This window comes from Pseudoalteromonas sp. P1-13-1a (assembly GCF_001401875.1).
Classification (GTDB): domain Bacteria; phylum Pseudomonadota; class Gammaproteobacteria; order Enterobacterales; family Alteromonadaceae; genus Pseudoalteromonas.
In genome coordinates, this window is the sequence record NZ_LKDV01000022.1 from 1 (window position 1) to 24433 (window position 24433).

The following is a 24433-nucleotide window of genomic DNA, read 5'->3' on the forward strand; positions in this document are numbered from 1 at the left end:
GCTAGGATTTATGGTGGTATCCAATTAAATTCATCAACTACATTTACAGCAGAAGCAAGTGACGTTTTACTAGCTCAAACAGATACTGAAGCTACAAGCCGCGCTGTAGGTGTGGATACTGTTGATATTTCTACTCAAGGTGCTTCTCAAGATGCACTAGCTATTATTGATAATGCAATTGCAAATATAGATGCTCAACGCGCCGACTTAGGTGCGATTCAAAACCGTTTTGGTCATACAATTAGCAATTTAGCTAATATTTCTGAAAACGTATCTGCATCACGTAGCCGTATTCAAGATACAGACTTTGCAACTGAAACAGCAGAGATGACTAAAAACCAAATCTTGCAACAAGCAGGTACGTCAATTTTATCGCAAGCGAATCAGTTACCACAAACAGCACTTAGCCTATTAGGTTAATAAGTTAAACGTTATAGCTTAATGAATAGCTAGCTAGTACATAAAGTCAGTATTAGTTTTAAAACAAGGAGGTGGCTTTAGCTACCTCCTTTTGTGGTTTAAGGGTATAAATTAAGCTATTGTTAGTCTGATAATTATACAAGTTCGGCAGCTCTAGGAGGCGTTATGAACACCATTACTTCAAACGCAGAAGTTACGATAGCATCAACATCTTTAACTGGTGAAGATAAACAAGTAGGGCAGAGTGGATCAACATTGACTCAGCGCGCTGTTGATGACGTAAATAAAATGGATGAACAAGGCACACAAAACCAGTTAAATAAACAATATACACAGCAAAGCTCTGAGGGCAATAGTCCGAAAAACCAACAGCTTGAACGTGAGCAGCTTGAAAAAGTGGCGCAGCAATTGCAAGAGTTCATGGGGGAAATGAACCGTACTCTGCAATTTCAAGTTGATGAAGACTCTGGGCGTGATGTAATTAAGATACTTGATAAAACAAGTGGTGATGTAATTAAGCAATACCCTTCGGAAGAAGTATTAAGCTTAGTGTCAAAGCTTTCTGAGTCTGCAGGTATTTTAATCGACCAAACGGTTTAATCGCCGTAGTGTTGATATATTATTAGTTAAGTTTTTTGGGTTTAAAGAGGTGAAGTATGTCTATTTCGTTTAATGGTTTAGGCTCGGGTTTAGCAGTATCAGACATTGTGGATGCATTGGTTAATGCTGAGCAAGCACCAGCTGAAGCTCGTTTAAATAATACCGAAAGTAATTTAACTACAGATATATCAGCTGCGGGTGCATTAAAGTCTGCTTTAGAGCAGGTACAGACTGCGATGCAAGCGTTAGGCGATAGCGATAACTATCAAAAGCGTAGCACATCTGGTAGCGATAGCTTTATATCTATCAGTGCGGATGAAGATGCGCAGCCTGGTAGCTACAACGTAAAAGTAGATGCATTAGCGCAAGCTCATAAATTATCATCTCCTGCATTTGCGGCCGATGAAGCCATAGGCGCCGGATTAATTACAATTGGCTCTGGTGAAAACAGTTTTTCTACTGTTCTGTCTGCAACTAATACTCTAGAAGATTTACGTGACCAAATTAATAACGGCCCTTTTACTGGGAATGACAGTAACGACTCGGTTGTAGCAACTATAGTAACCAGTGATGATGGTCAGCATTTAGTACTTACTAGTAAAGAAACTGGTGAAGACAATGCAATTACTATTACCGTACAAGATGACGATGGTAATAACACTGACACTGGTGGGCTCTCACGGTTAGCTTACGATGTATCTGACGCAGACCCACTAAACCATACTACAAACCTAACAGAAGTAAACGCTGCACAAAATGCACAAATAACGATTGATGGCACATTAACGGTATCAAGCAATACAAATGAATTTAGCAATGTAATTGATGGCGTGGATATTACCGTAAAAAAATTACATGATGCCGACGATGATGTTAGCGATATATCAGTCACTGAAAATAATAATAATATACAAGCAGGTTTAAATAGCTTTATCACTAGTTACAACGAACTGTTAGAGCTTAGTAATAATTTAGGTGCATCAGGTGAAAGTGGCGCTGGTGTAATGGCAGGGGATTCACTCCTTCGTGGTGTTATGTCAAAACTACGTAGTGAAATAACTGAGTCGGTTGATTTAGGTGATGGTAATTCACTGTCGCTTTCGCAGCTAGGTGTAGAAACAGACCGTTACGGTGTTTTATCACTCAATACTGAAACACTAAACGAGCAAATAGATTCAGACGTAGATTTAGTACAGCAGTTTTTTGTAGGCACTGATGAAGACGAGGGCGGCTTTGCCCAATCGTTTGATGACTTAATGAGCTTTTATACAGATTCCGATGGTATTATTCAAAACCGTATCGACAGTAAAACAAATCAATTAGAAGATATTGATGAACAGCGCGAAAGCCTGACAAGTAAAATGGAATCGTTATCTGACAGGCTATACGCTCAATACAACGCCATGGATTTATTGGTAGCGAGCTTAAACTCGACAAGTAGTTACGTGCAAGCGCAGCTTGAAAATATGCCTGGTGTGGTGAGTAATAATTCTTAATTTTCCATATTAATTATGAACATAAAAAAACCGTTTAAAAACGGTTTTTTTATGTCTAAATATTGCCTTTAAGATGCCTAGTAAGTTTTAAAACTGCTAGAAGTAGCTATACCGATTTATAAGCCGAGATTGCTTTACCTGTTTTTTTTTGCTTAATTATGGCTTTAGATGATTCATTTTTTACAGCATTTGCCTGCTTGCTAATGTTGTTGATATTGGTTTGCACAGCCACAAGTTGCTCGGCGGTAGGCGGGTTATCGCTTTCGCACCAGCGCTTAAGCTCACTATTTAAAGTATCCATAATAGGGGGAGCTTCATCAGCGTTATTGCTTTGCACTAATAATTCGATTTTGCTGAGCAATTGATTAATATGCTCAGCTTTACTTTTTTCCTCTAAAGCCATTAGCTTATACCGCAGGATTACGCTGATCGACAGGAATGCTATCCCACCCTTCTTTAATTTCTTTAATAATGCCAGCTACTTCAGAAATAATCTCAATATCATTGTCAACATTTGCTTGCACAAGGCGTCTTTGGCAGTAGTCATAAAGTGCTAATAAATTATTTGAAATACTCGGATCTTGTTCCACTTCTAAATTAAGCGCGTCTTGTAATGCACCTAAGAGTAAAATACAGGCAGAGATGTTTTCGCCTTTTTTTTCTATTTCTTTGCGCTCAATAAACCCTTTAGTAGCGGCCAAGCGGCCAATTATGTTACTAAAAATAAGGTTAATTTGCTCATAGGGCGCCATTTCTGCGATGTTGCTGGCGCGCACTTGAGAATATTTTTTTAATGAAACATGAGCCATGGAAAATCCTAAATAAATATGTAAAATCGTCTGTACGTAACAAAAGCAATATTAATGCCAAGCATATTGCATTTATTTAGTTATCGGCATTGTTGCTTTCAACTTAAGTTAATTATAGTTTATATTTTTGACCTACGTAGATTCATACACTAAGAAAAAACAAGACATGGCATTAGCTTTAAGTATTAAACAACAAAACAATACTTAAGTTTTAATTATTAAGTATTATTGTTTTATAGCGATGTCTATTTTTTGGCGTTTATGTCAAAAAACCGCCGCTATTACTTGCATCCATACAGATCTCGCTTACAATTTAGCTAATAAAATGAATTAGTGAAATTATGGCTCGCTAACTATGATCTTGATTTTAGATAATAATAATAACCGTGCAATAGGATTACATGCATCACTTACCTTTATTGGGGAAGCTGTGCAGTTGCTTGATGAAAATGACTTTGAAGAAGTATGTAGTAAGTATCAACAGCAAGAATGCATTGTTATTTTAGGCGCATTACAAAGCTTAGATCATGAAGGCTTAATTAAACGCTACCCAACCCTGCCTTTTTTACTCATTGGTGAAACACTCAAGCCATTATTAAGCATTGCTAATGTAGTGGGACTAATTTGTGAGCCGTTTAATCACGAAGTAACCACACAGTTATTACACGACTGCCAACAGTACCAACGTATGCTTCCTGGAAGTCACAAGCATCATAAGCCACATAAAACATTTGATGGTTTAGTAGGGGAAACTGACGCGGTTAAAAACGTACGCTTTTTGATAGAGCAAGTGGCTAAAACCGATGCAAACGTGCTTATTTTAGGCGAGTCGGGTACGGGTAAAGAGGTGGTTGCGCGTAATGTACATTTATTATCTAAACGCAATACGGGGCCATTTGTACCAGTAAACTGTGGTGCCATTCCAGGAGAGCTTCTTGAAAGTGAGTTATTCGGCCATGAAAAAGGGGCGTTTACCGGCGCTATTTCTGCACGTAAAGGGCGGTTTGAATTAGCGCAAGGCGGTACGCTGTTTTTAGATGAAATTGGCGACATGCCACTGCAAATGCAAGTTAAGCTACTTCGCGTATTACAAGAGCGTAGCTACGAGCGTGTAGGTGGCACAAAAGCGATTCAAGCAGATGTACGTGTTATTGCCGCTACCCACCGCAACCTTGAGGAAATGATTGAAAAGGGCAGCTTTAGGGAAGATTTATATTACCGTTTAAACGTGTTTCCTATTGAAAACCCGTCACTTAATGAGCGTGCTGACGACATACCTTTATTACTTAAAGAGCTAATGCGCCGTGTTAATGAGCAAAGTGGTACGTCGGCTAAATTTACAGAGCGCGCAGTTGAGAGTCTCAAAGAACATGCTTGGCCTGGTAATATCCGTGAGCTTGCTAATTTAGTGGAGCGCATGGTGATTATGTTCCCTGAAAAAGTAGTGGATGTACCCGATTTACCTAATAAATACCGCTACATCGAGGTAGATGCCTACGAGCCTGAATACCCTGAAGAGCTACTTGAAAAAGATGCCTTTAACGATATTTTTAGCTCAGGTTTTAGCGATTATGATAATGAACCAGAGCCTGAATTTAGCCAACAGGGATCTGGCGTATTACCCGAAGAGGGCATTGAACTTAAAGAGTATTTAGCCGAGCTTGAAATAAGCTTAATTACCCAAGCGTTAGAGCGTTTTGATTACGTTGTTGCGCGCGCTGCAGAAATACTAGGTGTAAGGCGTACAACACTTGTCGAAAAAATGAAAAAGTACAATCTGTCACGAGATTAGTAGTATGCAAATGCTGATAGGTTTTTCGTTATTTATTACTCATTTTTGAGGAATTAATTTACGGGCTTTGCCCGTCACGCAAGCAAGCTTGGCGTCTATAAGATAAACGCAAACTTAAACTTTGACGGTAGACGCTGAGCTTGCTCGCGTAAAAAGCGCAGCTTTTAATTACTTAGACCCAAAAAAACGAGGTTAAATGAGAAACCACAGTTAGCTTACACGTTACTGCTCTAAAGCGAAGCGTCTCTTATCCTCTTTGTGAACAGATCACTTTTATGGTAATAAATCACTTATTAACCAAAAGCCTTTATAATTTCTTCTTTTCTAAAACAATCATTACTATGATCGTTTACCATGCCACAGGCCTGCATATGTGCGTACACCGTTGTAGGCCCTAAAAACTTGAAGCCTCGTTTTTTTAAATCTTTTGCAAATGCTTTTGATTCTTCGCTCATTGCAGGAGCGTCTTCATCACTATTTACATTATTAATAATTGGTTTATTGCCCACAAATCGCCATTGATAATGACTAAAGCTACCAAACTCTTTTTGAATTTCGATAAACCGTTGAGCATTATTAATCGTGGCAGCTATTTTTAATCGGTTACGTACTATGTTCTTATCTTGCATTAACCGCTCTATATCACCGGCTGTAAAGTTAGCCACTTTTTGCACATCAAAGTTGGCAAATGCTTTTTTATACCCTGCACGCTTTTTTAAAATAGTGTACCAACTGAGTCCCGCTTGTGCTGATTCTAGCGTAATAAATTCAAATAATAGTGTGTCGTCATAAAGGGGCACCCCCCATTCTTCATCATGGTATTTCACATAGTCTGGTTTTGTGGTGTCGAGCCACGCACAACGGCATTTATTTTGCTCACTCATTATTATTCCTTTTTTTGTGCGTCATTTTTTTGTTACGCGTTATTGTAAGCTAACCAAATGAAAAATATATAAAATAATTTTGGTATAAATTATGCATCAAGCCCTATATCTACATCATTAAGAGATTTGATTATGGCCCTTGCGAGTGTACTTAAACCACAGTTTATTACTGCAAATCAGTATAACCCATGTTTACTTCAAGAAGAGTACATTGGTGAATTAAGTGATTTAAGACAACAAGCAAGTTGGCTGTCGCACTTAGTTGATACCATGCCAGCAGGTGTTGTTGTACTTGATGGCAAAGGGCTTATTGCAAAAGCCAATCAAATCGCAATTGATATGCTAGGCGAACCGCTAGAAGGGGAGAAGTGGTTTAACATTATTCAACGCTCTTTTCGCCCTCACCAAGATGATGGACATGAAGTGTCGCTCAAAGATGGTCGTCTTATAAAACTTGATATTACAGCACTTGCGCCAGAGCCAGGGCAGTTAATATTAATGACAGATTTAACCGAAACGCGCCGTTTACAAAAGCGCGTTGCCCACATGCAGCGCTTAAGTGCGCTTGGTAAAATGGTGGCATCGCTTGCGCACCAAGTGCGTACACCGCTTTCTGCAGCTATGTTATACGCGGCCAATTTGGGCTCTAAAAAGCTACTTGAAACATCACGCGATAACTTTCAAACCAAGCTTATGTCACGTTTAAAAGATTTAGAAACCCAAGTTAACGATATGCTGCTTTTTGCTAAAAGTGGTGAGCAGCAAGTGGTTGAGCAAGTGTCTATGCAGCAGCTTTTAAACGAAGTAAAACTAGGTGCTGATGCAATGGTGGCCTTAAATAACAGTGAACTTGCTGTTGAGTTACCAGAGCCAGATATAGAAATCACCGGTAATAAAACTGCGCTGGCCAGCGCTATTCAAAACCTTATTCACAATAGTATTCAAATTATTGGCAGCCAAGCACAGGTGACATTAAAAGCGCAGCGCGATAGTAGCGAACCTGACACCGTACGTATTAGCGTATGCGATAACGGCCCTGGGGTAGAGCTGAGCCAAATAGAGAAAATTTTTGAACCGTTTTATACCACTAAAAGCCAAGGTACAGGGCTTGGGCTTGCTGTTGTAAGTTCTGTGGCAAATGCGCATCAAGGACGTGTTGAAGTGGTTAATAATGCCAATGGTGGTGCATGTTTTAGTTTATTGCTGCCCATATGCACGGCCTCAACGCAGGAGAAAACAGCATGAGCAATACAATACTGGTAGTTGAAGATGATGCAGGCTTAAGAGAAGCACTCATAGACACGTTAGAAATGTCAGGTATTGCCTGCGTTGCAGCGCAAAGTGCTGAGCAAGCCATGATCCAATTAAAGAAATCTGAGTTTTCATTGGTTGTAAGTGATGTGCAAATGGGCGCGATGAGCGGCCTAGATTTGCTCAGGAGCATTAAGCTTAACTACCCAGAACTCCCCGTATTAATGATGACAGCTTACGCAACGATTGATGATGCCGTAGAGGCAATGCGCTTAGGTGCAATTGATTATATGGCTAAACCATTTGCCCCTGAGGTGCTTTTAAATATGGTTAGCCGCTATTTACCCGAAAAACCAAAAGACACTGATGGCCCAATTGTAGCCGACCCCAGCAGTATTCAACTATTAGAACTTGCAAGTAAAGTGGCTCGCTCAGATGCAAGTGTAATGGTGCTTGGCCCTAGTGGCTCAGGTAAAGAGGTATTAGCGCGATATATTCACGATAAATCAAACCGATGCGATGCGCCTTTTGTGGCAATTAATTGCGCGGCTATTCCCGAAAATATGCTTGAGGCCACCTTGTTTGGCTATGAAAAAGGCGCCTTTACTGGTGCAATACAAGCGTGCCCAGGTAAATTTGAGCAAGCCCAAGGTGGTACTATATTGCTTGATGAAATAACAGAAATGGACTTAGGGCTGCAAGCTAAACTATTAAGAGTATTACAAGAGCGTGAAGTTGAGCGTTTAGGTGCGCGCAAAACAATTTCACTCGATGTGAGAGTGCTCGCAACCAGTAACCGCGATCTTAAAGAAGCTGTTGCAGATAATAAGTTTAGAGAAGACTTATATTATCGCTTAAATGTATTCCCATTAATGTGGCGACCACTTAGTGAGCGCCCAGGCGATATAATTGTATTGGCTAAGCATTTAATAGAGCGCCATTTAGTTAAAAATAAAGAGCCGTTAGCAACGCTTGATAGCGATGCCGAGCAAAAACTATTGAGCCATACCTGGCCAGGTAATGTGCGCGAACTTGATAATGTAATTCAACGTGCGCTTATTTTGCGAACGGGCAGTGTAATTGGCGAGCAGGCTATTTTTATTGAAAATTTAATGCAAGCGTCGAGCACCACTGCGCCTACTCAGGTTATAGCGCCTGAGCAAGAGAGTACTCCCAGTGACGCATATTATGATGACAAAATAACGCCTGCAGAGGCGAGTAGCTCACTGCCGAGCGTAGATACTGGCAGCTATAAAGATGAGCTAAAAGATAAAGAGCATAAAATAATTTTAGAAACCCTCGCCCGTTGCCAAGGCAAACGTAAAGATGTTGCACAAACACTTGGCATCAGCCCGCGTACTTTACGTTATAAACTCGCACAAATGCGCGATTTAGGTATTTCACTACCCGCATAAACTAACTCTCCCTTCTGTACATAACCCTAAACTAACCACGCTTAGTTTAGGGTTGTCAAATCTCTGACTCTTAAAAATAATAGTTAACTGTATGTTATTAAAGGTTTATTTTTATGGCACGCTTTGTGCTTTAATCCCTTTATGAACGTTAACTGCATTTGCCAGAGAAAATTATGAAAATTCAAAACAGCGCGTTATTCCAAGAAATGCAATCAATGGCCTTAGAAGCAGGCCATACAAATCAAATTAATAAGCTACCCACGCAAGCTCAGCCAACGTCATCGGCTCAATTTGGTGACTTACTAAGCGATGCATTAAATACGGTTAATGGCCTACAACAAGATGCGAAACAAAAAGTCGTGGCTGTTGAAATGGGTGACAGAAGTGTATCGCTTGCTGAGGCAATGATTGCTTCGCAAAAATCATCAGTGGCATTTGAGGCTACAGTACAAGTAAGAAATAAACTTGTTGAGTCATACCAAGAAATTATGAACATGCCTGTTTAAGTAGGTAGTGGAGAATTATTGTGGCGCAATCTAATCAATCAACAGATCTTGCTCTTGCTGGCGGCGGTATTGACCAAAGTGAAGACAACGAGCAACAAGAACAAAAGTCGGGCTACTTAAGCGCCTTAAATGGGGTTGATGTGCTTCGCCAAGTTACCCTAATTATTGCGCTGGCTATTTGTTTAGCTATTGCCATATTTGTGATTATTTGGGCGCGCCAACCCGATATGCGTCCGCTTGGCAAAATGCCTACAGAAGAGCTGATCCAAACACTTGATTTTTTAGATGCACAAAAAATTGACTACGAGCTAGACGGCAACGTTATTTCGGTTGATGAAAGCGAGTATCAAAACATTAAATTATTGATGGCGCGTGAAGGCTTAGAGCAAGGTCCTACCTCAGGCACCGATATCATAATGCAAGATATGGGTTTTGGTGTGAGCCAACGGCTCGAGCGTGAGCGCTTAAAACATGGCCGCGAGCAACAACTTGCCCGCACTATAGAAGAACTAAACAACGTTACTCGCGCTAAAGTTTTATTAGCCATCCCAAAAGAAAACGTATTCGCACGCAGAGAGAAAAAGCCATCAGCCACAGTGGTATTGACTCTTAAACGTGGCCGTACGCTTGATGGTGAAGAGATTGATTCAGTCGTTGATATGATTGCCTCTGCAGTACAAGGTCTCGAGCCAGCACGTGTGACAGTAACAGATCAAAACGGCCGTCTACTTAATTCTGGCTCACAAGACTCATTAGCAGCACGCTCTCGTAAAGAGTACGACATTGAAAGAAAGCGTGAGCAAGAGTATTTAGAAAAAATAGACAGTATTCTTATTCCTGTAGTCGGCTTGGGTAACTACACGGCGCAAGTTGATTTAAACATGGACTTTAGCTCAGTAGAGGAAACACAAAAGCGCTACAACCCAGACTTACCAGCAGTCAGAAGCGAAACCACATTTGAAGAAAACAACATAGGTGGCTTAGCGGTAGGTATTCCTGGGGCACTTACTAATCAACCACCTATGAATTCAACTATCCCAGAAGTGGCAGGCCAGGGCAATGCTGGTACGGCAACCAATCCAAGCCGAGTGCATAAAGAGGCTACGCGTAATTTTGAGCTAGACACCACCATTTCGCATAAGCGTCAACAAACAGGGGTTATTCGCAGAATTAGCGTATCGGTAGCTGTTGATTATGTGCCCAAAGTAGGTGAAAACGGCGAAACAACCATGGCACCGCGCTCAGTAGAAGCTTTGTCAAATATACGTCGCCTATTACAAGGTGGGGTGGGTTTTGATATGCAACGTGGCGATGCATTAGAAGTGGTAACCGTACCATTTGTGCGTGAAGCAGTTGATTTAGACTTAGAAGTACCGCTGTGGGAACAAGATTGGTTTATGAAAATCATCCGCCTTGTGCTTGGCGCCTTAGTTATTATTGTATTAATTATGGCGGTTGTTAAGCCTATGCTTAAGCGCTTGATCTACCCAGATGATACGCTTGAAGAGTACGACGAAGATGCATTAAGCTCAGGGGTTGATATTGGCGATAGCACGCTAGATATGCTAAATAAAGACTTTGATTCTGCTGCTGTTGGTTTCTCAAGTGATGGTACACTGCAGCTGCCAGACTTACATGGCGACGAAGATTTGCTTAAAGCGGTAAGAGCACTTGTAGCGAACGAACCGGAACTCTCATCACAAGTAGTGAAAGCGTGGTTAACAGAAGATGACTGATCAAGAACAAAAACAACTCCCGCCAGCATTTGATGTTGACAAGTTAGATGGCGTAGATAAAGCCGCGATTCTTTTATTGAGCTTATCTGAAGAAGACGCAGCGCAAATCCTAAAGCACTTAGAGCCTAAGCAAGTGCAAAAGGTAGGTATGGCTATGGCTGCGTTAGATGACTTATCGCAATCTAAAATTAGCGCAGTTCATAATTTATTTATAGAGCAAATACAAAGCTTTAGTACTATTGGTTTCCAGTCAGAAGACTTTATTAAAAAGGCGCTCACCGCCGCATTAGGTGAAGATAAAGCAGCTAGTTTAATAGACCAAATTGTAATGGGCTCGGGCGCTAAAGGCTTAGATTCACTAAAATGGATGGACTCAAAGCAGGTTGCTAATATTATTCGTAATGAACACCCGCAAATTCAAACCATTGTTTTATCGTATTTAGAGCCAGAGCAATCGGCAGAAATCCTAGCGCAATTTCCTGAAAAAGTGCGCCTAGATTTAACCATGCGTATTGCAAACCTTGAAGAAGTGCAACCAGCAGCCTTACAAGAACTTAACGAGATTATGGAAAAACAATTTGCCGGCCAAGCAGGTGCACAAGCCGCTAAAATGGGTGGCTTAAAAGCTGCGGCAGATATCATGAACTACCTAGATACAAATGTTGAAGGGCAGTTGATGGATTCTATTCGTGAACACGATGAAGAAATGTCTCAGCAAATTCAAGATCTTATGTTTGTATTCGAAAACCTTATGGATGTGGATGACCGCGGTATTCAAGCCATACTACGTGAAGTACAGCAAGACGTACTCATGAAAGCCATTAAAGGCACTGACGAAGCGCTTAAAGATAAAATTTTGGGCAACATGTCTAAACGTGCTGCCGAAATGCTTGCCGATGACTTAGAAGCCATGGCACCAGTTAGAATAAGTGAAGTAGAAGCGGCCCAAAAAGAAGTGCTTTCAACAGCAAGGCGTTTATCTGACTCGGGTGAGATTCAATTAGGCGGCGGTGGCGGCGAGGAGTTCCTGTAAGCTATGTCTAAATTAAAAGGGCGCCCTTTGCATGCAGATGAAGCTGATGAGCTTTTAAAAAACTGGCCAATACCTGATGTTGCGCCTGATGAACGCAGTTTTGGCAATCGTTCGACGGCTTTTGGCACACCACTTTCTGATTTGTATAAAAAAGAAGTCGAAGAAGAAGCCATAGAGAACGAGCAGCCGCAAGAGCCTGAGCTGCCTTCGCTAACTATGGCGGAGCTTGAACGCATTAGGCAAGATGCTTATGAGGAAGGCTTAAAGCAAGGGCACGAACAAGGCTATATAGATGGTTTTGAAAAAGGCGTTGGTGAAGGTAAAGAAGCAGGTTACAAAGAAGGGGTAGAGCTTGGTAAAACACAAGGCCAAGAAGATGTTAAGCCCTTAATAGAAGAGCAGTTAACCAGCTTGCGTAGTATTATCGATAACCTCAGCGCTCCGCTTGATAAAGTGGACGAACTGGCAGAAAAGCACTTAGTGCAATTAGCGGTTATGTTGGCTGAAGCTATAACCTATCAAGAAATAAAAACATCGCCCGATGTTATATTACATACACTTAAAAAAAGCATAGATGCACTCAATACTGAACAAGAAAAAGTTCGCGTGCATTTAAATCCGGACGATTTAGAGCTGGTAAAGCAAAGCTACGGTGAACAAACCATAGCAGAGAATAATTGGCAGCTCATTGCAGAGCCAACCCTTGAGCGCGGCGGTTGCGAAGTTAAAACGCCACAATCATCTTTAGATATGACCCTAAAAACCCGTGTCAAAGAAACGTTGGATAGCTTTTTGCATAATAGCGGTATCTAACCTTTTTTGTGGCGTGTTATGGCAGCTCAACGTGCACCTCTAAGCGAACGCTTAAATCAATACCAACAACATATTGCAGCGTTTAAACCTGCTGTAGCGGGTATTTTAACCCGAGTAGTCGGTTTAACCCTTGAGGCGAAAGGGCTACGTGCGCCTGTAGGCAGCCAATGCAAAATAGAAACTATGTCGGGCTTTGTGGATGCCGAGGTGGTAGGCTTTAGTGAGCAAACTCTATATTTAATGCCTAATGACCACATTTCCGGTGTGTTACCTGGTGCACGTGTTATTCCACAAGTAAATGATACAGGTTTACCCGTTGGTATGAGCTTACTGGGCCGTGTAGTGGATGGCTTAGGCCGCCCGCTTGACGGCCTGGGAAAAATTAACGCAGAGCACTATTTAAAGTTTGCACAAAACCCTATAAACCCCCTCGCGAGAAGACCAATTAGCCAACCTATGGATGTAGGTGTACGGGCAATAAACTCAGTGATTACTGTAGGGCAAGGCCAGCGTATGGGATTATTTGCAGGCTCTGGTGTAGGTAAGTCAGTACTCTTAGGTATGATGACCCGTGGCAGTGAAGCCGATGTTATTGTGGTTGGCCTAGTGGGAGAGCGTGGCCGTGAGGTAAAGGAGTTTATTGAAGAAATATTAGGAATAGAAGGGCGCAAACGCTCTGTTGTGGTAGCCGCTCCTGCTGATGCATCGCCTCTTATGCGCTTAAAAGGTTGTGAAAGTGCAGTCACCATTGCTGAGTATTTTCGTGATCAAGGCTTAAATGTATTGTTACTGCTTGATTCTGTAACCCGGTACGCCATGGCGCAACGTGAAATAGCGCTTGCGGTTGGCGAGCCCCCTGCTACAAAAGGCTATCCGCCTTCTGTATTTGCCAAATTACCGGCGCTGGTGGAACGAGCGGGAAATGGCGGCGAAGGGCAAGGGTCTATCACTGCGTTTTTTACTGTGCTCAGTGAAGGCGATGATATGCAAGACCCTATAGCCGATGCAGCACGTGCTATTTTAGATGGGCATATTGTACTTTCGCGTGACTTAGCCGATAGCGGTCACTATCCTGCAATAGACATCGAAAAATCAATTTCTCGTGTTATGCCGCAAGTGGTATCTGAGCCGCACATGCAGCAGGCCCGCGTATTAAAACAAGTGTATTCAATGTATCAGCAAAATAAAGATATGATCACCTTAGGTGCGTATCAAAAAGGGGCTGATCAAATGCTTGACCAAGCTATTAATATGATGCCGCGCGTTAATGCATTTTTACAGCAAGGCATGCGTGATGTAATAAGCTATGACGATGGTTTACACGGCCTAGCTCAATTACTAGGACAAGCATAATGGCAAAAAATAAGCTCGATTTACTGCTTAAGCTCGAAAACGACAAAGAAGAAAACCTGCGCATGAGCTACTTACAAGCCAATCAAAATTTACAAGCTAACCAACAAAAGCTGCAAGGGTTAAACAACTTTAGATTAGAATACTCTCAGCAATTAAATGTGAAAGGAAAGTCAGGTTTATCAAGCGCGGGCTTTGGCCAGTACCATGCCTTTATAGCAAAAATTGAAGAAGCAATTCGCCAGCAAGCCAGTACGGTAAATACTGCTAAGCAAGTTGTATCACAGCGTAAAGCTTTGTGGTTAAAGCAGCAGGTAAAAGCAAAAGCCGTGGCAAAACTAATTGAAAAACAAAACCTAAAAGCGGCGGCGTTAATGGCAAAAAGTGAGCAAAAAATGCTGGACGAGTTTTCTGCTAATCAATTTTTTCAGCGCCGTAGAAGTTTATAACTCTGGCGCGTTTATTGCTTTATTGGTAGGTGGTAATTAATTTTGGCAAAGTGCGGTGGCAACTTGCCGCAGTGCTGTGTAGGTGAATTATGGCAATAAACGATATTTCAATGTTGGCAACAGCTGAAAAAGACTCTTTTTTAGCGTTTAAAGACAATAACTTACCTGCAGGTAACGAATCTGGTGATGCTTTTTTAAGCCAGCTACAAGATGCAGACAAACCCTTTGTGTTGCCTGCTAATTCTGAGGCTCCTAACCAAACAGGTGCTTTATTGCCATCTGATGATAAGCAGCTAGCCAATGGCAAAAAACCGACAGATTCATCGAGTGATGACACACAAGATACGCTATTATCTGGCGACAGCGTTTTAGCACAAATAAACTCCTCGCAAGTGATTGACGTAAGTGTAAAAAAACACGGCAGTAGCGATAGTGACTTTAGCGAATTAAGTGCACAAAAGAGTGATAAAAGTGTTAGCTTTTTAGCTTCGCAATTAGGTGAAACTAATGAAACCGACGCCATAACGACTAAAGCCGATGATACTCTTTTAACTGATAATAATAGCAACGGCAAAAAAGGCGCGTTTACAAACGCTGAGCTTGAACCTAAAGCGACTAAGCAAAGCGCTGTAGAAAATTTAGCCCCTTCGTTAAAAAATGAGAGCCTAGCAAGTAGTGCTGCTAAAAACCCAGTAGCAGAAGCAGTGCAAACACAAATCAATAAAACTAATAGCAACGCGGCTATTGTAAATAGTGACGGTGAAGGTGCTGAAAATACAAAAGCGCCAGGCACTGCGTCAAATGCTGAAGGTGCGCTGCCTATAAGCGATGCAGACATAGAGCAATTAGCCAAAGAACTGACTCGTACATCTACGCAGTCAGAGCTATCAACGACATCTAAAGTACTGAACTCATTAAGCGAAGCGCAACGTGCACAGTTAAACGAGCAAGTTAAAAACTCATTTACTGAAACCACGCCAAGTGAAGGTGATGATCGCGCAAGCGCCATTAAACAATTACTTACAGAGTTTGTCGTACAAAACGAAAAACAGACAAGCACGCGCAGTGAGCTAATTCAATCTCAGTTAAAAAGCTTAAATAGCGATGAAAAGCAGGCACTACTTAGTCAATTAAAAAGCTATGTGAGTAACGAGCAACCGACAGGTGATACGCTCAAAAAAGTAAATGAAACAATAAGTAACTTACAAACTATGCTTGATACGCAGCTTAGTGAGAGCAAAGCGCAAAGTGTCTCAAGCTCTGCAAATGCGGCTTTAAATGCACAGCAAGCTAGTAATGCTGCAATAAATGCGAGTACACCGCAAAATAAAGCCATGATTAATGCTGACCCCCCTTCTAGTATTGAACAAGACGCTGTAACTCCAGAAGAGTTAAACACCTTAGAAGCCGAGCTGGAAAGCTTACTTAAAGAGGCTAAAACAAGTACTGGTTTGCCCCGTGTAGCCCAGGTGTTTACGCTGATAACCGATGCAATGAATAACACGCAGGCACAAATAAATGCTCAGTACGACAGCGCTCGTTATGAGCAGTCTATTTTAGAGAGCCAAGCTATACAGTCGCAGCAATTACAAAGTAGTAACGCGCAAATTAAGCAGGTGAATATAGATGCAAGTATGATGCAGGCTATTAATATTGTTAAAAGTGATGCAGCTAAAATGCTTCAAGAGCGTGTATCTTCAATGCTAAGTATTAGCAATAAAGAAGCTGAAATTCGCTTAGATCCACCAGAAATGGGTAGTATGCAAATTCGTATCAGAAGTGATGCTGAGCAAGCACAAATAAATTTTGTGGTGCAAAATCAGCAAGCTAAAGAAGCACTCGAACAATCAATGCCGCGTTTACGTGAAATGTTAGCCGAGCAGGGCATTGATTTAGGCGAAAGCTCTATTTCTTATGGGCAATCAGGTAATGAGCAAAGCGATGAAGGCGAGGAGCGCTCGCAAGGTCAATCGGCTAATAAAAATACACAGCACGATAAAAATGATGAGCAAGATGGGGGTAACCCACAAAGTTCTCGACAACAAACTTCATCATCAATAGATTACTATGCATAAGTACTGCTATTATAATAACTAAAACAAGCAAGTACCTTTGCTAAAAAAGGAATCACAATGGCCGAAGAAACAAGTTTAGAAATAGAAGAAACCGGTAAAAGCAAAAAAAAGCTGATCATAATCATAGTGGCAGTGCTGCTTGTTGTTGGCGGTGGTGCTGGCTATTTTTTTATGGCGGGCGATGATGCACCCGTTGAAACATTAGATGAAGAGACAACCACCGCGGCGCAAAGCGACTCGGCCGCTCCTTCAGGCTCTTCAGCTGAAATGGGCAGTGCTTTGTATGTTGCTATGCCAAGACCCTTCGTATTTAATGTACCTGGGTCAAGCAGAGATAGAATTGTACAAATTAAAGTGCAGTTACTTGTGCGTGGCGATGTAAATGAAGAAACCGCTAAAAAGCACATCCCTTTAATTGAAGGCACCTTATTAAGCGTGTTTTCAACCACCACCGCTGATGAGCTCAGCACAAGTGCTGGTAAAGAAACACTGCGCTTTACAGCGCTTGAAAAAGTGCAAGCCGCACTGAATGATGTTGAAGGCACGAAAGTAATTGAGCGGGTATTATTTACCGGCTTTGTGATGCAATAAGGGGCTAGCGTGAGCGATTTATTATCCCAAGACGAAATTGATGCACTCTTACACGGCGTTGATGAAGTCGAAGAGGAAGATATACACGAAGGTGAAGACAGCGAAGGTAGTACACTACAGTACGACTTTTCTTCGCAAGATCGGATCGTGCGTGGTCGCATGCCGACCCTGGAAATTGTTAACGAGCGGTTTGCTCGTCATATGCGAATAAGCTTATTTAACATGATGCGCCGCACCGCAGAGGTGTCGATTAATGGCGTACAAATGATTAAATTTGGCGAATATATCCATACCTTATTTGTGCCAACAAGTTTAAATATGGTGCGTTTTAGACCGCTAAAAGGCACTGGCCTCATTACCATGGAAGCACGACTTGTGTTTATTTTGGTAGATAACTTTTTTGGTGGTGATGGACGTTACCATGCAAAGATTGAAGGCCGCGAATTTACCCCTACCGAACGCCGAATTGTGCAAATGCTACTAAAAATTATCTTTGAAGATTACAAAGAAGCATGGGCGCCAGTTATGGACGTATCGTTTGAATACCTCGATTCTGAAGTAAACCCAGCAATGGCTAATATTGTGAGCCCTACTGAGGTTGTGGTTATTAGCTCTTTCCATATTGAATTAGATGGCGGTGGTGGCGATTTTCACATTGCACTACCGTACTCAATGCTTGAGCCAATTAGAGAGCTGCTTGATGCGGGTGTGCAATCGGATACAGAAGATACCGACTTGCGTTGGAGCAAAGCGTTACGCGATGAAATTATGGATGTTGAAGTTGATTTATCAACACAGCTTCTTGAGGTTGACTTGTCGCTCAAGCAGATAATGGAACTTAAAGCGGGCGATATTATTCCGGTAGAAATGCCAGAGCATATTACGGTATTTGTTGAAGAGTTACCTACATTTAGAGCTAAAATGGGTCGCTCTCGCGATAACGTTGCGCTGCAAATTAGTGAAAAAATTAAACGTCCTGATTCAGTTAAATCTGAGCTGCATGTATTTACCAAAGGCGGCAAGAAAATTGATTCAGATGCAGAATTAGCAGAACTAGAAGATGATCTACACCTTTCTGACGGTGTAGACTTAGACTGGTAATTGATTAAAAGGTTAAAAGTATGAGCGATGATCAAGACACAATGGACGAATGGGCAGCAGCCCTAGCTGAAGCCGAAGGCGGTGATGATGGCGCAGAGGCGCAAGTTGCCGAGCTTGATGAGTTAAGTGATGATAAACATGAACTTAGCGGCGACGAAAAACGCAAACTCGATACAATTTTAGATATTCCTGTAACAATTTCTATGGAAGTAGGGCGTTCTAAAATAAATATCCGTAATTTATTGCAGCTAAACCAAGGCTCTGTTGTTGAGCTAGACCGCGTAGCCGGTGAACCATTAGACGTACTGGTAAATGGTACGCTCATTGCCCATGGCGAAGTGGTTGTAGTAAATGATAAATTTGGTATTCGTTTAACGGACGTTATAAGCCAGGTAGAGCGGATCAAAAAATTACGATGAGTACACTTGTAGCTCTAACCAGCTCAGTATTTACCAAAGCAGACGCCGTAACGCCTACGGCCGATATTTTGTCTATGGTGCTGTCGTTGATAATGGTGCTAGTACTGGTTGTGGTGCTGGCATTTTTTGTTAAAAAGCTTAATCCAAACTTAGCCAATAGCGACGAGTTTAAAGTAGTGCGAAGTTTACCACTTGGCTCGCGAGAGCGGTTAATGGTGGTTGAAATAGATAATGCACAGCATTTATTAGGGGTGACCCCACACAGCATTAACTACTTACATAAACTTGAAACGCCGTTAAGTGAAAAAGAGTTGCCAGAACTTGCTAAGCGATTTAGCAAACTACTTAACCCGCAAACGAATCAAAGTAAAAAGAATTAACCCTATGATAAAGTGGCTGCTGATTATTTTAGCTATGTTATTTGTACCTGCTGCAAGCAGTGCACAGGGCATAGACGCACTAACTATTACAACCAATGCCGACGGGACGCAAGATTACTCTGTAACCTTGCAAGTACTGGCAATTATGACGGCGCTGAGCTTTATTCCTGCCGCCATAATTATGATGACCTCGTTTACCCGTATTATTGTTGTACTGGCCATTTTACGCCAAGCCATTGGTTTACAATCAACACCTTCAAACCAAGTTTTATTAGGGATGTCGCTATTTTTAAGTATTTTTATTATGGCGCCTATTTATCAGCAAGTTAATGAGCGCGCCATAGAACCCTACTTAAATGAGCAAGTTACTTCGGTACAAGCATTAGAGCTTGCAAAAGAGCCAATGAAAGCCTTTATGCTCTCGCAGGTGCGATTAAAAGACTTAGAAACGTTTGCCAAAATAGCAGGTTATGAGCAGCTTGACTCGCCAGAGGCTACGCCGCTAATTGTGTTAATACCTGCGTTTGTGACCAGTGAACTGCAAACTGCGTTTATTATTGGTTTTATGTTTTTTATCCCTTTTTTAATAGTCGATTTGGTGGTTGCCTCAGTACTAATGGCCATGGGTATGATGATGCTATCGCCCATGATTGTGTCTTTGCCTTTTAAAATAATGTTATTTGTACTGGTTGACGGCTGGAGCCTTGTAATGGGCACACTTGCTAAAAGCTTTGGTTTAGGGACATAAACCATGTTTTACATTCGCACTTTTAAACACTAGGGGTACAACATGGAACCGGAAATTTTTGTTGATATTCTCAGTGATGCACTGTTTTTAGTAATTAAGCTGGTGTCTGCTATTGTGGTACCAGGTTTGCTAGTAGGGTTAGTGGTGGCGGTGTTTCAGGCGGCAACCTCCATTAACGAACAAACCTTAAGCTTTTTACCGCGTTTATTAATTACCATAGGGGCACTTATTGTTGGCGGACACTGGCTAACCCAAGAGCTAATGGACTTTTTTAACCGCCTAGTATTACTCATTCCTGAAATTGCAGGCTAACTGTGGAATTTCCTTTTTCTGTTGTTATTCAATGGTTAAGTGATTTCTTACTGCCTCTAGTTCGCATCAGCTCAATGATCATGATTATGGCGGGCTTAGGCGCACAAAACGTACCTACACGCATTAAGATGGGGTTAGCGGTAGTGGTTACGTTTTTAGTTGTGCCTGCGCTGCCCCCTGCAACATTTACTAACTTATTTTCTTTTGAAATGGTGCTGGTGGTCATTCAGCAAATGTTGATAGGTGTTGCGATAGGGTTTGCCTCTACACTTATGCTAAATACTTTTGTGCTTGCTGGACAAATACTAGCAATGCAAACCGGTTTGGGCTTTGCTTCCGTTATTGACCCCTCAAATGGTGCAAGTGTGCCCGCAGTTGGCCAGTTTTATTTAATTTTAGCGACCTTGTTATTTTTTGTTTTTAATGGTCATTTAATGATGATTCAAATGGTTGTACATAGCTTTGAAGTACTGCCAATAAACGGCGATTGGTGGGCTGTTGATCATTACTGGGACATAGTAACTTGGGGCAGCTGGATGTTTACCACAGCACTAGTATTGGCTTTAGCGCCTCTTACTGCCATGCTCATCATTAATATTTCATTCGGTATTATGACGCGTGCAGCACCACAGTTAAATATTTTCTCAATAGGTTTCCCGTTCACATTAGTTGCCGGTTTGATGATTATTTGGGCTACCTTGGGCAATTTTGTTACCCAGTTTGAATTTCAATGGTTAAAAATGATTGAGCTTATGTGCAGCCTAGTTGGCTGTACGGTGTAGGAGGGGCGATGGCTGAAGATTCAGGACAAGAAAAAACAGAAGAACCCACCTCCAAAAAGCTCGAAGACGCTAAAAAGAAAGGGCAAATAGCGCGTTCAAAAGAGCTAGGTACTATGTTTGTACTTATTTTTTCTGCCATTTCGTTATTGTTGTATGGCCCAGAGATAGGCAAAGGTTTGTACAATATAATGGGGAGAATGCTGTCTTTAAATCGCACTGAAGCTTACGACACCACTAAAATGTTTGCGGTGTGGAGTGAGGTGGCCAGTGCGCTGCTGTTTCCTATGGCGATGTTTGTTTTAATTATTGTTATTGCGGCCTTTATTGGTAATACCTTACTCGGCGGCTTTAATTTTAGCTGGGAAGCTGCAGCACCTAAGCCTAGTAAAATGTCGCCAATGAAAGGCTTTAAACGCATGTTTGGCCCTCAAGCCGCGATAGAGCTGGTAAAATCCATATTAAAGTTTTCGCTGGTGGCTATTTTTGCGGTGTTTTTAATTCAAACTTTTTTTGATGAGATTTTACATTTAAGTATTGAAAGTGCACCGAGCAATATAATTCATGCTCTTGAAATACTCTCATGGATGTTTTTAGGCTTGTCGTGCACTTTGGTGATTATTGCCGCAATAGATGCCCCTTATCAAAGTTATAACCACAACAAACAACTTAAAATGACCATGCAGGAGATCAAAGACGAGTACAAAAACTCAGAAGGTGATCCGCAAATTAAAGCGCGCATTAGACAAACACAAAGGCAAATGTCGCAGCGAAGAATGATGCAAGATGTCCCCGATGCCGACGTAATTGTAACCAACCCTACCCACTATTCTGTAGCGTTAAAATACGATACTGAGCGTGCAGGTGCGCCAATTGTACTTGCCAAAGGGATAGATGAAATGGCTATGCAGATTCGTAAAATAGCCAAAGGTAACGAAGTACCGATTGTAGAATCCCCAATGCTTACGCGGGCACTTTACCATACCGCTGAAGTGGGCCAGCAAATACCTGATCAATTATTTACGGCGGTAGCACAGGTTTTAGCTTATGTATTTCAGCTTAAACGCTTTAAAAAAGGACGTGGTAAACGACCTATTCCGCTTAAGTCTAAACTGCCTATACCCGATGACTTCAAATATGATTAGAGTGTGTTGAGCTAACTACACTTTAAGGGGGCGCCTTGGTAAACACCAACACGCCACTGCAAATTCAAACCAAAATGCCAATACGCTCTTGTCTCTAACCAGCTTTAAAATTTACATCAATAATCAATGAATCTATTGATGGCTCTATACTTGGAATAGTTATTGCAATTTCAGGCCAGTGTCAATTTATTGAATTGTAGAGTTATGGATTTTAAAGCGGTATTACAACAACTTAACAAAGACAAAAAAGAGTATGCCAAAGGCGTAGGCACACCGCTATTAGTACTTGCAGCGCTGGGTATGGTTATTTTACCGTTGCCACCATTTCTTCTTGATATCTTATTTTCATTTAATATTGCCCTTGCTTTGGTTGTTTTACTGGTGACAGTTTACACCATGAAACCGCTCGAATTTGGCATGTTTCCCGCGGTATTGTTAATCGCTACTATAATGCGTTTAGCCCTCAACGTTGCCAGTACGCGAGTTGTGCTTCTTGAGGGGCATAACGGGGGGGATGCCGCTGGTAAAGTAATTGAAGCATTTGGCTCAGTGGTAATTGGCGGGAACTACGCGGTTGGTTTAGTGGTGTTTTTAATCCTTATCATCATAAACTTTGTTGTAATAACCAAAGGTGCTGGGCGTATCTCGGAAGTATCAGCTCGTTTCACGCTAGATGCTATGCCGGGTAAACAAATGGCGATAGATGCCGACTTAAACGCTGGCTTTATTAGTGCAGAGCAAGCACGTGAGCGCCGTAGCGAAGTAACCCGAGAAGCTGACTTTTATGGCTCTATGGATGGGGCGAGCAAGTTTGTAAAAGGCGATGCCATTGCCGGTATCGTGATATTAATTATTAATATTGTTGGCGGTTTATTTGTGGGCATGATACAGCATGACTTGAGCTTTAGCCGCGCAATGGAGGTGTATACTTTACTTACCATAGGTGACGGCCTTGTTGCGCAGCTTCCTTCATTACTGCTCTCTATTGGTACTGCTATTGTTGTTACCCGCCAAAATGAATCGCATAACATGGGTGAACAATTTAAAACCCAGTTAGGTAACGAAAAATCTTTATTTATTGCCTCAGGCATTTTGATCATTATGGGTTTAGTCCCGGGTATGCCTCACATTGCCTTTTTAAGTTTAGGGGCATTACTTGGCTACTTAGCTTACTTTACGCAACAACAAAAACTAAAAGCCGCCGCGTTAGCAGAGCAAGAAGCACAAAGTGGTGCTGCACCCGGTACTGGTGTAGCGAATAAACAAGAACAAAAAGAGCTTGGCTGGGACGATGTACAACAAATAGATGTAATAGGTTTAGAAGTTGGTTACAGACTTATTCCACTGGTTGATCAATCTCAAGGTGGTGAGCTGCTTAACCGCATTAAAGGAGTGCGTAAAAAGTTATCTCAAGAGCTTGGTTTTTTGGTGCCACCTGTGCATATACGCGATAACCTAGAATTAGACCCTAATGCATACCGCATCACCATGATGGGTGTTTCAAGTGGTGAAGGCGAACTAAAACATGGCGATGAACTGGCCATCAACCCAGGGCAAGTATTTGGCCCTATTAAAGGGGTTGAAACCAAAGACCCTGCATTTGGCTTAGATGCGGTATGGATAAAGCCTGATCAAAAAGACGAAGCACAGTCACTAGGTTACACCGTGGTTGACTCAGCCACTGTGGTAGCCACCCACATTAGCCAGTTATTAACTAACAGTGCCGCATTATTACTAGGGCATGAGGAGGTTCAAAACCTGCTTGATATGTTAGCTAAAAGCCATCCACGTTTAGTAGAAGGGTTAGTGCCAGAAGTACTACCACTGACAACCGTTGTAAAAGTACTGCAAAATTTATTAAACGAAGGTGTGGCTATTCGTGATATGCGCTCTATTGTTCAAACCCTTGTAGAGTACGGCCCACGTAGCCAAGATGCCGATGTTTTAACAGCTGCAGTGCGTATTTCGCTGCGCCGTTTAATAGTTCAAGACGCTGTGGGAATGTCATCAGAAATCCCTGTCATAACCTTGGCGCCTGAGTTGGAACAGATGTTGCATCAGTCATTGCAAAATGCAGGCGACGAAGGTGCCGGAATAGAACCAAGCCTTGCTGAGCGACTTCAAACATCATTAAACGAAGCGCATCAGAATCAAGAAATGGCCGGAGAACCTTCAATATTGCTAACGTCAGGAATGTTACGCACTGTGTTATCTCGTTTTGTTAAGTACACCATACCGGGTTTAAGGGTGATGTCTTATCAAGAGGTACCAGATGAAAGACAGATTAAGATTGTCAGCTCAGTAGGCCAACAATAAAGATTTTAACAGG

Annotated in this window: 25 protein-coding genes; 22 read left to right on the forward strand and 3 right to left on the reverse strand. The window is 41.8% G+C overall.

Going from position 1 to position 24433, the window contains the following annotated elements; translation table 11 throughout:
- From AN391_RS13630 to fliD, 3 genes are all read left to right on the forward strand, one after another.
- A partial coding sequence (locus AN391_RS13630; RefSeq protein ID WP_268795577.1) for a flagellin occupies positions 1–420 on the forward strand: 420 nt, incomplete at its 5' end.
- A gap of 165 nt (positions 421–585) precedes the next feature.
- Complete coding sequence (locus tag AN391_RS13635; protein WP_055015911.1) at positions 586–1020, forward strand: flagellar protein FlaG; 435 nt, start codon at positions 586–588, stop codon at positions 1018–1020.
- Between the two features lie 56 nt (positions 1021–1076).
- Complete coding sequence (gene fliD / locus AN391_RS13640) at positions 1077–2516, forward strand: flagellar filament capping protein FliD (RefSeq protein WP_055015912.1); 1440 nt, start codon at positions 1077–1079, stop codon at positions 2514–2516.
- A 106-nt stretch (positions 2517–2622) separates the two neighbouring features.
- Here fliD and AN391_RS13645 read toward each other — a convergent pair whose 3' ends face one another.
- Both AN391_RS13645 and fliS read right to left on the reverse strand, forming a co-directional pair.
- A complete protein-coding gene (locus AN391_RS13645) occupies positions 2623–2919 on the reverse strand; it encodes a hypothetical protein (protein ID WP_055015913.1) in 297 nt (98 codons plus the stop codon).
- 4 nt (positions 2920–2923) lie between these two features.
- A complete protein-coding gene (gene fliS / locus AN391_RS13650) occupies positions 2924–3325 on the reverse strand; it encodes a flagellar export chaperone FliS (protein WP_055015914.1) in 402 nt (133 codons plus the stop codon).
- A 355-nt stretch (positions 3326–3680) separates the two neighbouring features.
- Between fliS and AN391_RS13655 the strand changes: the two genes are divergently transcribed.
- Positions 3681–5117, forward strand: a complete 1437-nt coding sequence (locus AN391_RS13655; protein WP_055015915.1) for a sigma-54-dependent Fis family transcriptional regulator — start codon at positions 3681–3683, stop codon at positions 5115–5117.
- Between the two features lie 293 nt (positions 5118–5410).
- Here AN391_RS13655 and AN391_RS13660 read toward each other — a convergent pair whose 3' ends face one another.
- Positions 5411–6001 (reverse strand): DNA-3-methyladenine glycosylase I, encoded by a 591-nt coding sequence (locus AN391_RS13660; RefSeq protein WP_055015916.1) that lies wholly within the window; start codon positions 5999–6001, stop codon positions 5411–5413.
- Between the two features lie 132 nt (positions 6002–6133).
- On the opposite strand from AN391_RS13660, the gene AN391_RS13665 reads away from it, so the two are divergent.
- From AN391_RS13665 to flhA, 18 genes are all read left to right on the forward strand, one after another.
- Positions 6134–7246, forward strand: coding sequence for a PAS domain-containing sensor histidine kinase (locus AN391_RS13665; RefSeq protein WP_055015917.1), 1113 nt, complete (start codon positions 6134–6136; stop codon positions 7244–7246).
- Positions 7243–8667 (forward strand): sigma-54 dependent transcriptional regulator, encoded by a 1425-nt coding sequence (locus tag AN391_RS13670; protein WP_055015918.1) that lies wholly within the window; start codon positions 7243–7245, stop codon positions 8665–8667. Before AN391_RS13665 ends, AN391_RS13670 begins: the two co-directional genes overlap by 4 nt.
- Positions 8668–8840: 173 nt before the next feature.
- A complete protein-coding gene (gene fliE, locus AN391_RS13675; protein ID WP_004588289.1) occupies positions 8841–9173 on the forward strand; it encodes a flagellar hook-basal body complex protein FliE in 333 nt (110 codons plus the stop codon).
- Positions 9174–9193: 20 nt separating this feature from the next.
- Positions 9194–10909, forward strand: a complete 1716-nt coding sequence (fliF, locus tag AN391_RS13680) for a flagellar basal-body MS-ring/collar protein FliF (protein WP_055015919.1) — start codon at positions 9194–9196, stop codon at positions 10907–10909.
- Positions 10902–11942 (forward strand): flagellar motor switch protein FliG, encoded by a 1041-nt coding sequence (fliG, locus tag AN391_RS13685; RefSeq protein WP_004588291.1) that lies wholly within the window; start codon positions 10902–10904, stop codon positions 11940–11942. The genes fliF and fliG overlap by 8 nt, the downstream gene beginning before the upstream one ends.
- Positions 11943–11945: 3 nt before the next feature.
- Positions 11946–12755 carry a flagellar assembly protein FliH gene (fliH, locus tag AN391_RS13690; RefSeq protein ID WP_055015920.1) on the forward strand — a complete coding sequence of 270 codons (810 nt, stop codon included), beginning with the start codon at positions 11946–11948 and terminating at the stop codon, positions 12753–12755.
- Positions 12756–12773: 18 nt separating this feature from the next.
- A complete protein-coding gene (gene fliI, locus AN391_RS13695; RefSeq protein ID WP_055015921.1) occupies positions 12774–14108 on the forward strand; it encodes a flagellar protein export ATPase FliI in 1335 nt (444 codons plus the stop codon).
- Entirely contained in the window at positions 14108–14554 is a 447-nt protein-coding gene (gene fliJ, locus AN391_RS13700) for a flagellar export protein FliJ (RefSeq protein WP_055015922.1), read from the forward strand. The genes fliI and fliJ overlap by 1 nt, the downstream gene beginning before the upstream one ends.
- 89 nt (positions 14555–14643) lie before the next feature.
- Positions 14644–16629 carry a flagellar hook-length control protein FliK gene (locus AN391_RS13705; protein ID WP_055015923.1) on the forward strand — a complete coding sequence of 662 codons (1986 nt, stop codon included), beginning with the start codon at positions 14644–14646 and terminating at the stop codon, positions 16627–16629.
- 57 nt (positions 16630–16686) lie between these two features.
- Positions 16687–17220 carry a flagellar basal body-associated protein FliL gene (fliL, locus tag AN391_RS13710; RefSeq protein WP_055015924.1) on the forward strand — a complete coding sequence of 178 codons (534 nt, stop codon included), beginning with the start codon at positions 16687–16689 and terminating at the stop codon, positions 17218–17220.
- Positions 17221–17229: 9 nt separating this feature from the next.
- Positions 17230–18321, forward strand: coding sequence for a flagellar motor switch protein FliM (gene fliM, locus AN391_RS13715; protein ID WP_055015925.1), 1092 nt, complete (start codon positions 17230–17232; stop codon positions 18319–18321).
- Positions 18322–18341: 20 nt separating this feature from the next.
- Positions 18342–18740, forward strand: coding sequence for a flagellar motor switch protein FliN (gene fliN, locus AN391_RS13720; RefSeq protein WP_055015926.1), 399 nt, complete (start codon positions 18342–18344; stop codon positions 18738–18740).
- Positions 18737–19120, forward strand: coding sequence for a flagellar biosynthetic protein FliO (gene fliO, locus AN391_RS13725; protein WP_055015927.1), 384 nt, complete (start codon positions 18737–18739; stop codon positions 19118–19120). Before fliN ends, fliO begins: the two co-directional genes overlap by 4 nt.
- A gap of 4 nt (positions 19121–19124) precedes the next feature.
- Entirely contained in the window at positions 19125–19868 is a 744-nt protein-coding gene (gene fliP, locus AN391_RS13730; RefSeq protein WP_055015928.1) for a flagellar type III secretion system pore protein FliP, read from the forward strand.
- Between the two features lie 42 nt (positions 19869–19910).
- A complete protein-coding gene (gene fliQ, locus AN391_RS13735) occupies positions 19911–20180 on the forward strand; it encodes a flagellar biosynthesis protein FliQ (protein WP_055015929.1) in 270 nt (89 codons plus the stop codon).
- A gap of 2 nt (positions 20181–20182) precedes the next feature.
- On the forward strand, positions 20183–20962 hold the full coding sequence (fliR, locus tag AN391_RS13740; RefSeq protein ID WP_055015930.1) for a flagellar biosynthetic protein FliR: 780 nt from the start codon (positions 20183–20185) through the stop codon (positions 20960–20962).
- 8 nt (positions 20963–20970) lie between these two features.
- Entirely contained in the window at positions 20971–22104 is a 1134-nt protein-coding gene (gene flhB, locus AN391_RS13745) for a flagellar biosynthesis protein FlhB (RefSeq protein ID WP_055015931.1), read from the forward strand.
- A 204-nt stretch (positions 22105–22308) separates the two neighbouring features.
- Positions 22309–24420, forward strand: coding sequence for a flagellar biosynthesis protein FlhA (gene flhA / locus AN391_RS13750; protein WP_055015932.1), 2112 nt, complete (start codon positions 22309–22311; stop codon positions 24418–24420).
- The last annotated feature ends 13 nt before the right edge of the window (positions 24421–24433 follow it).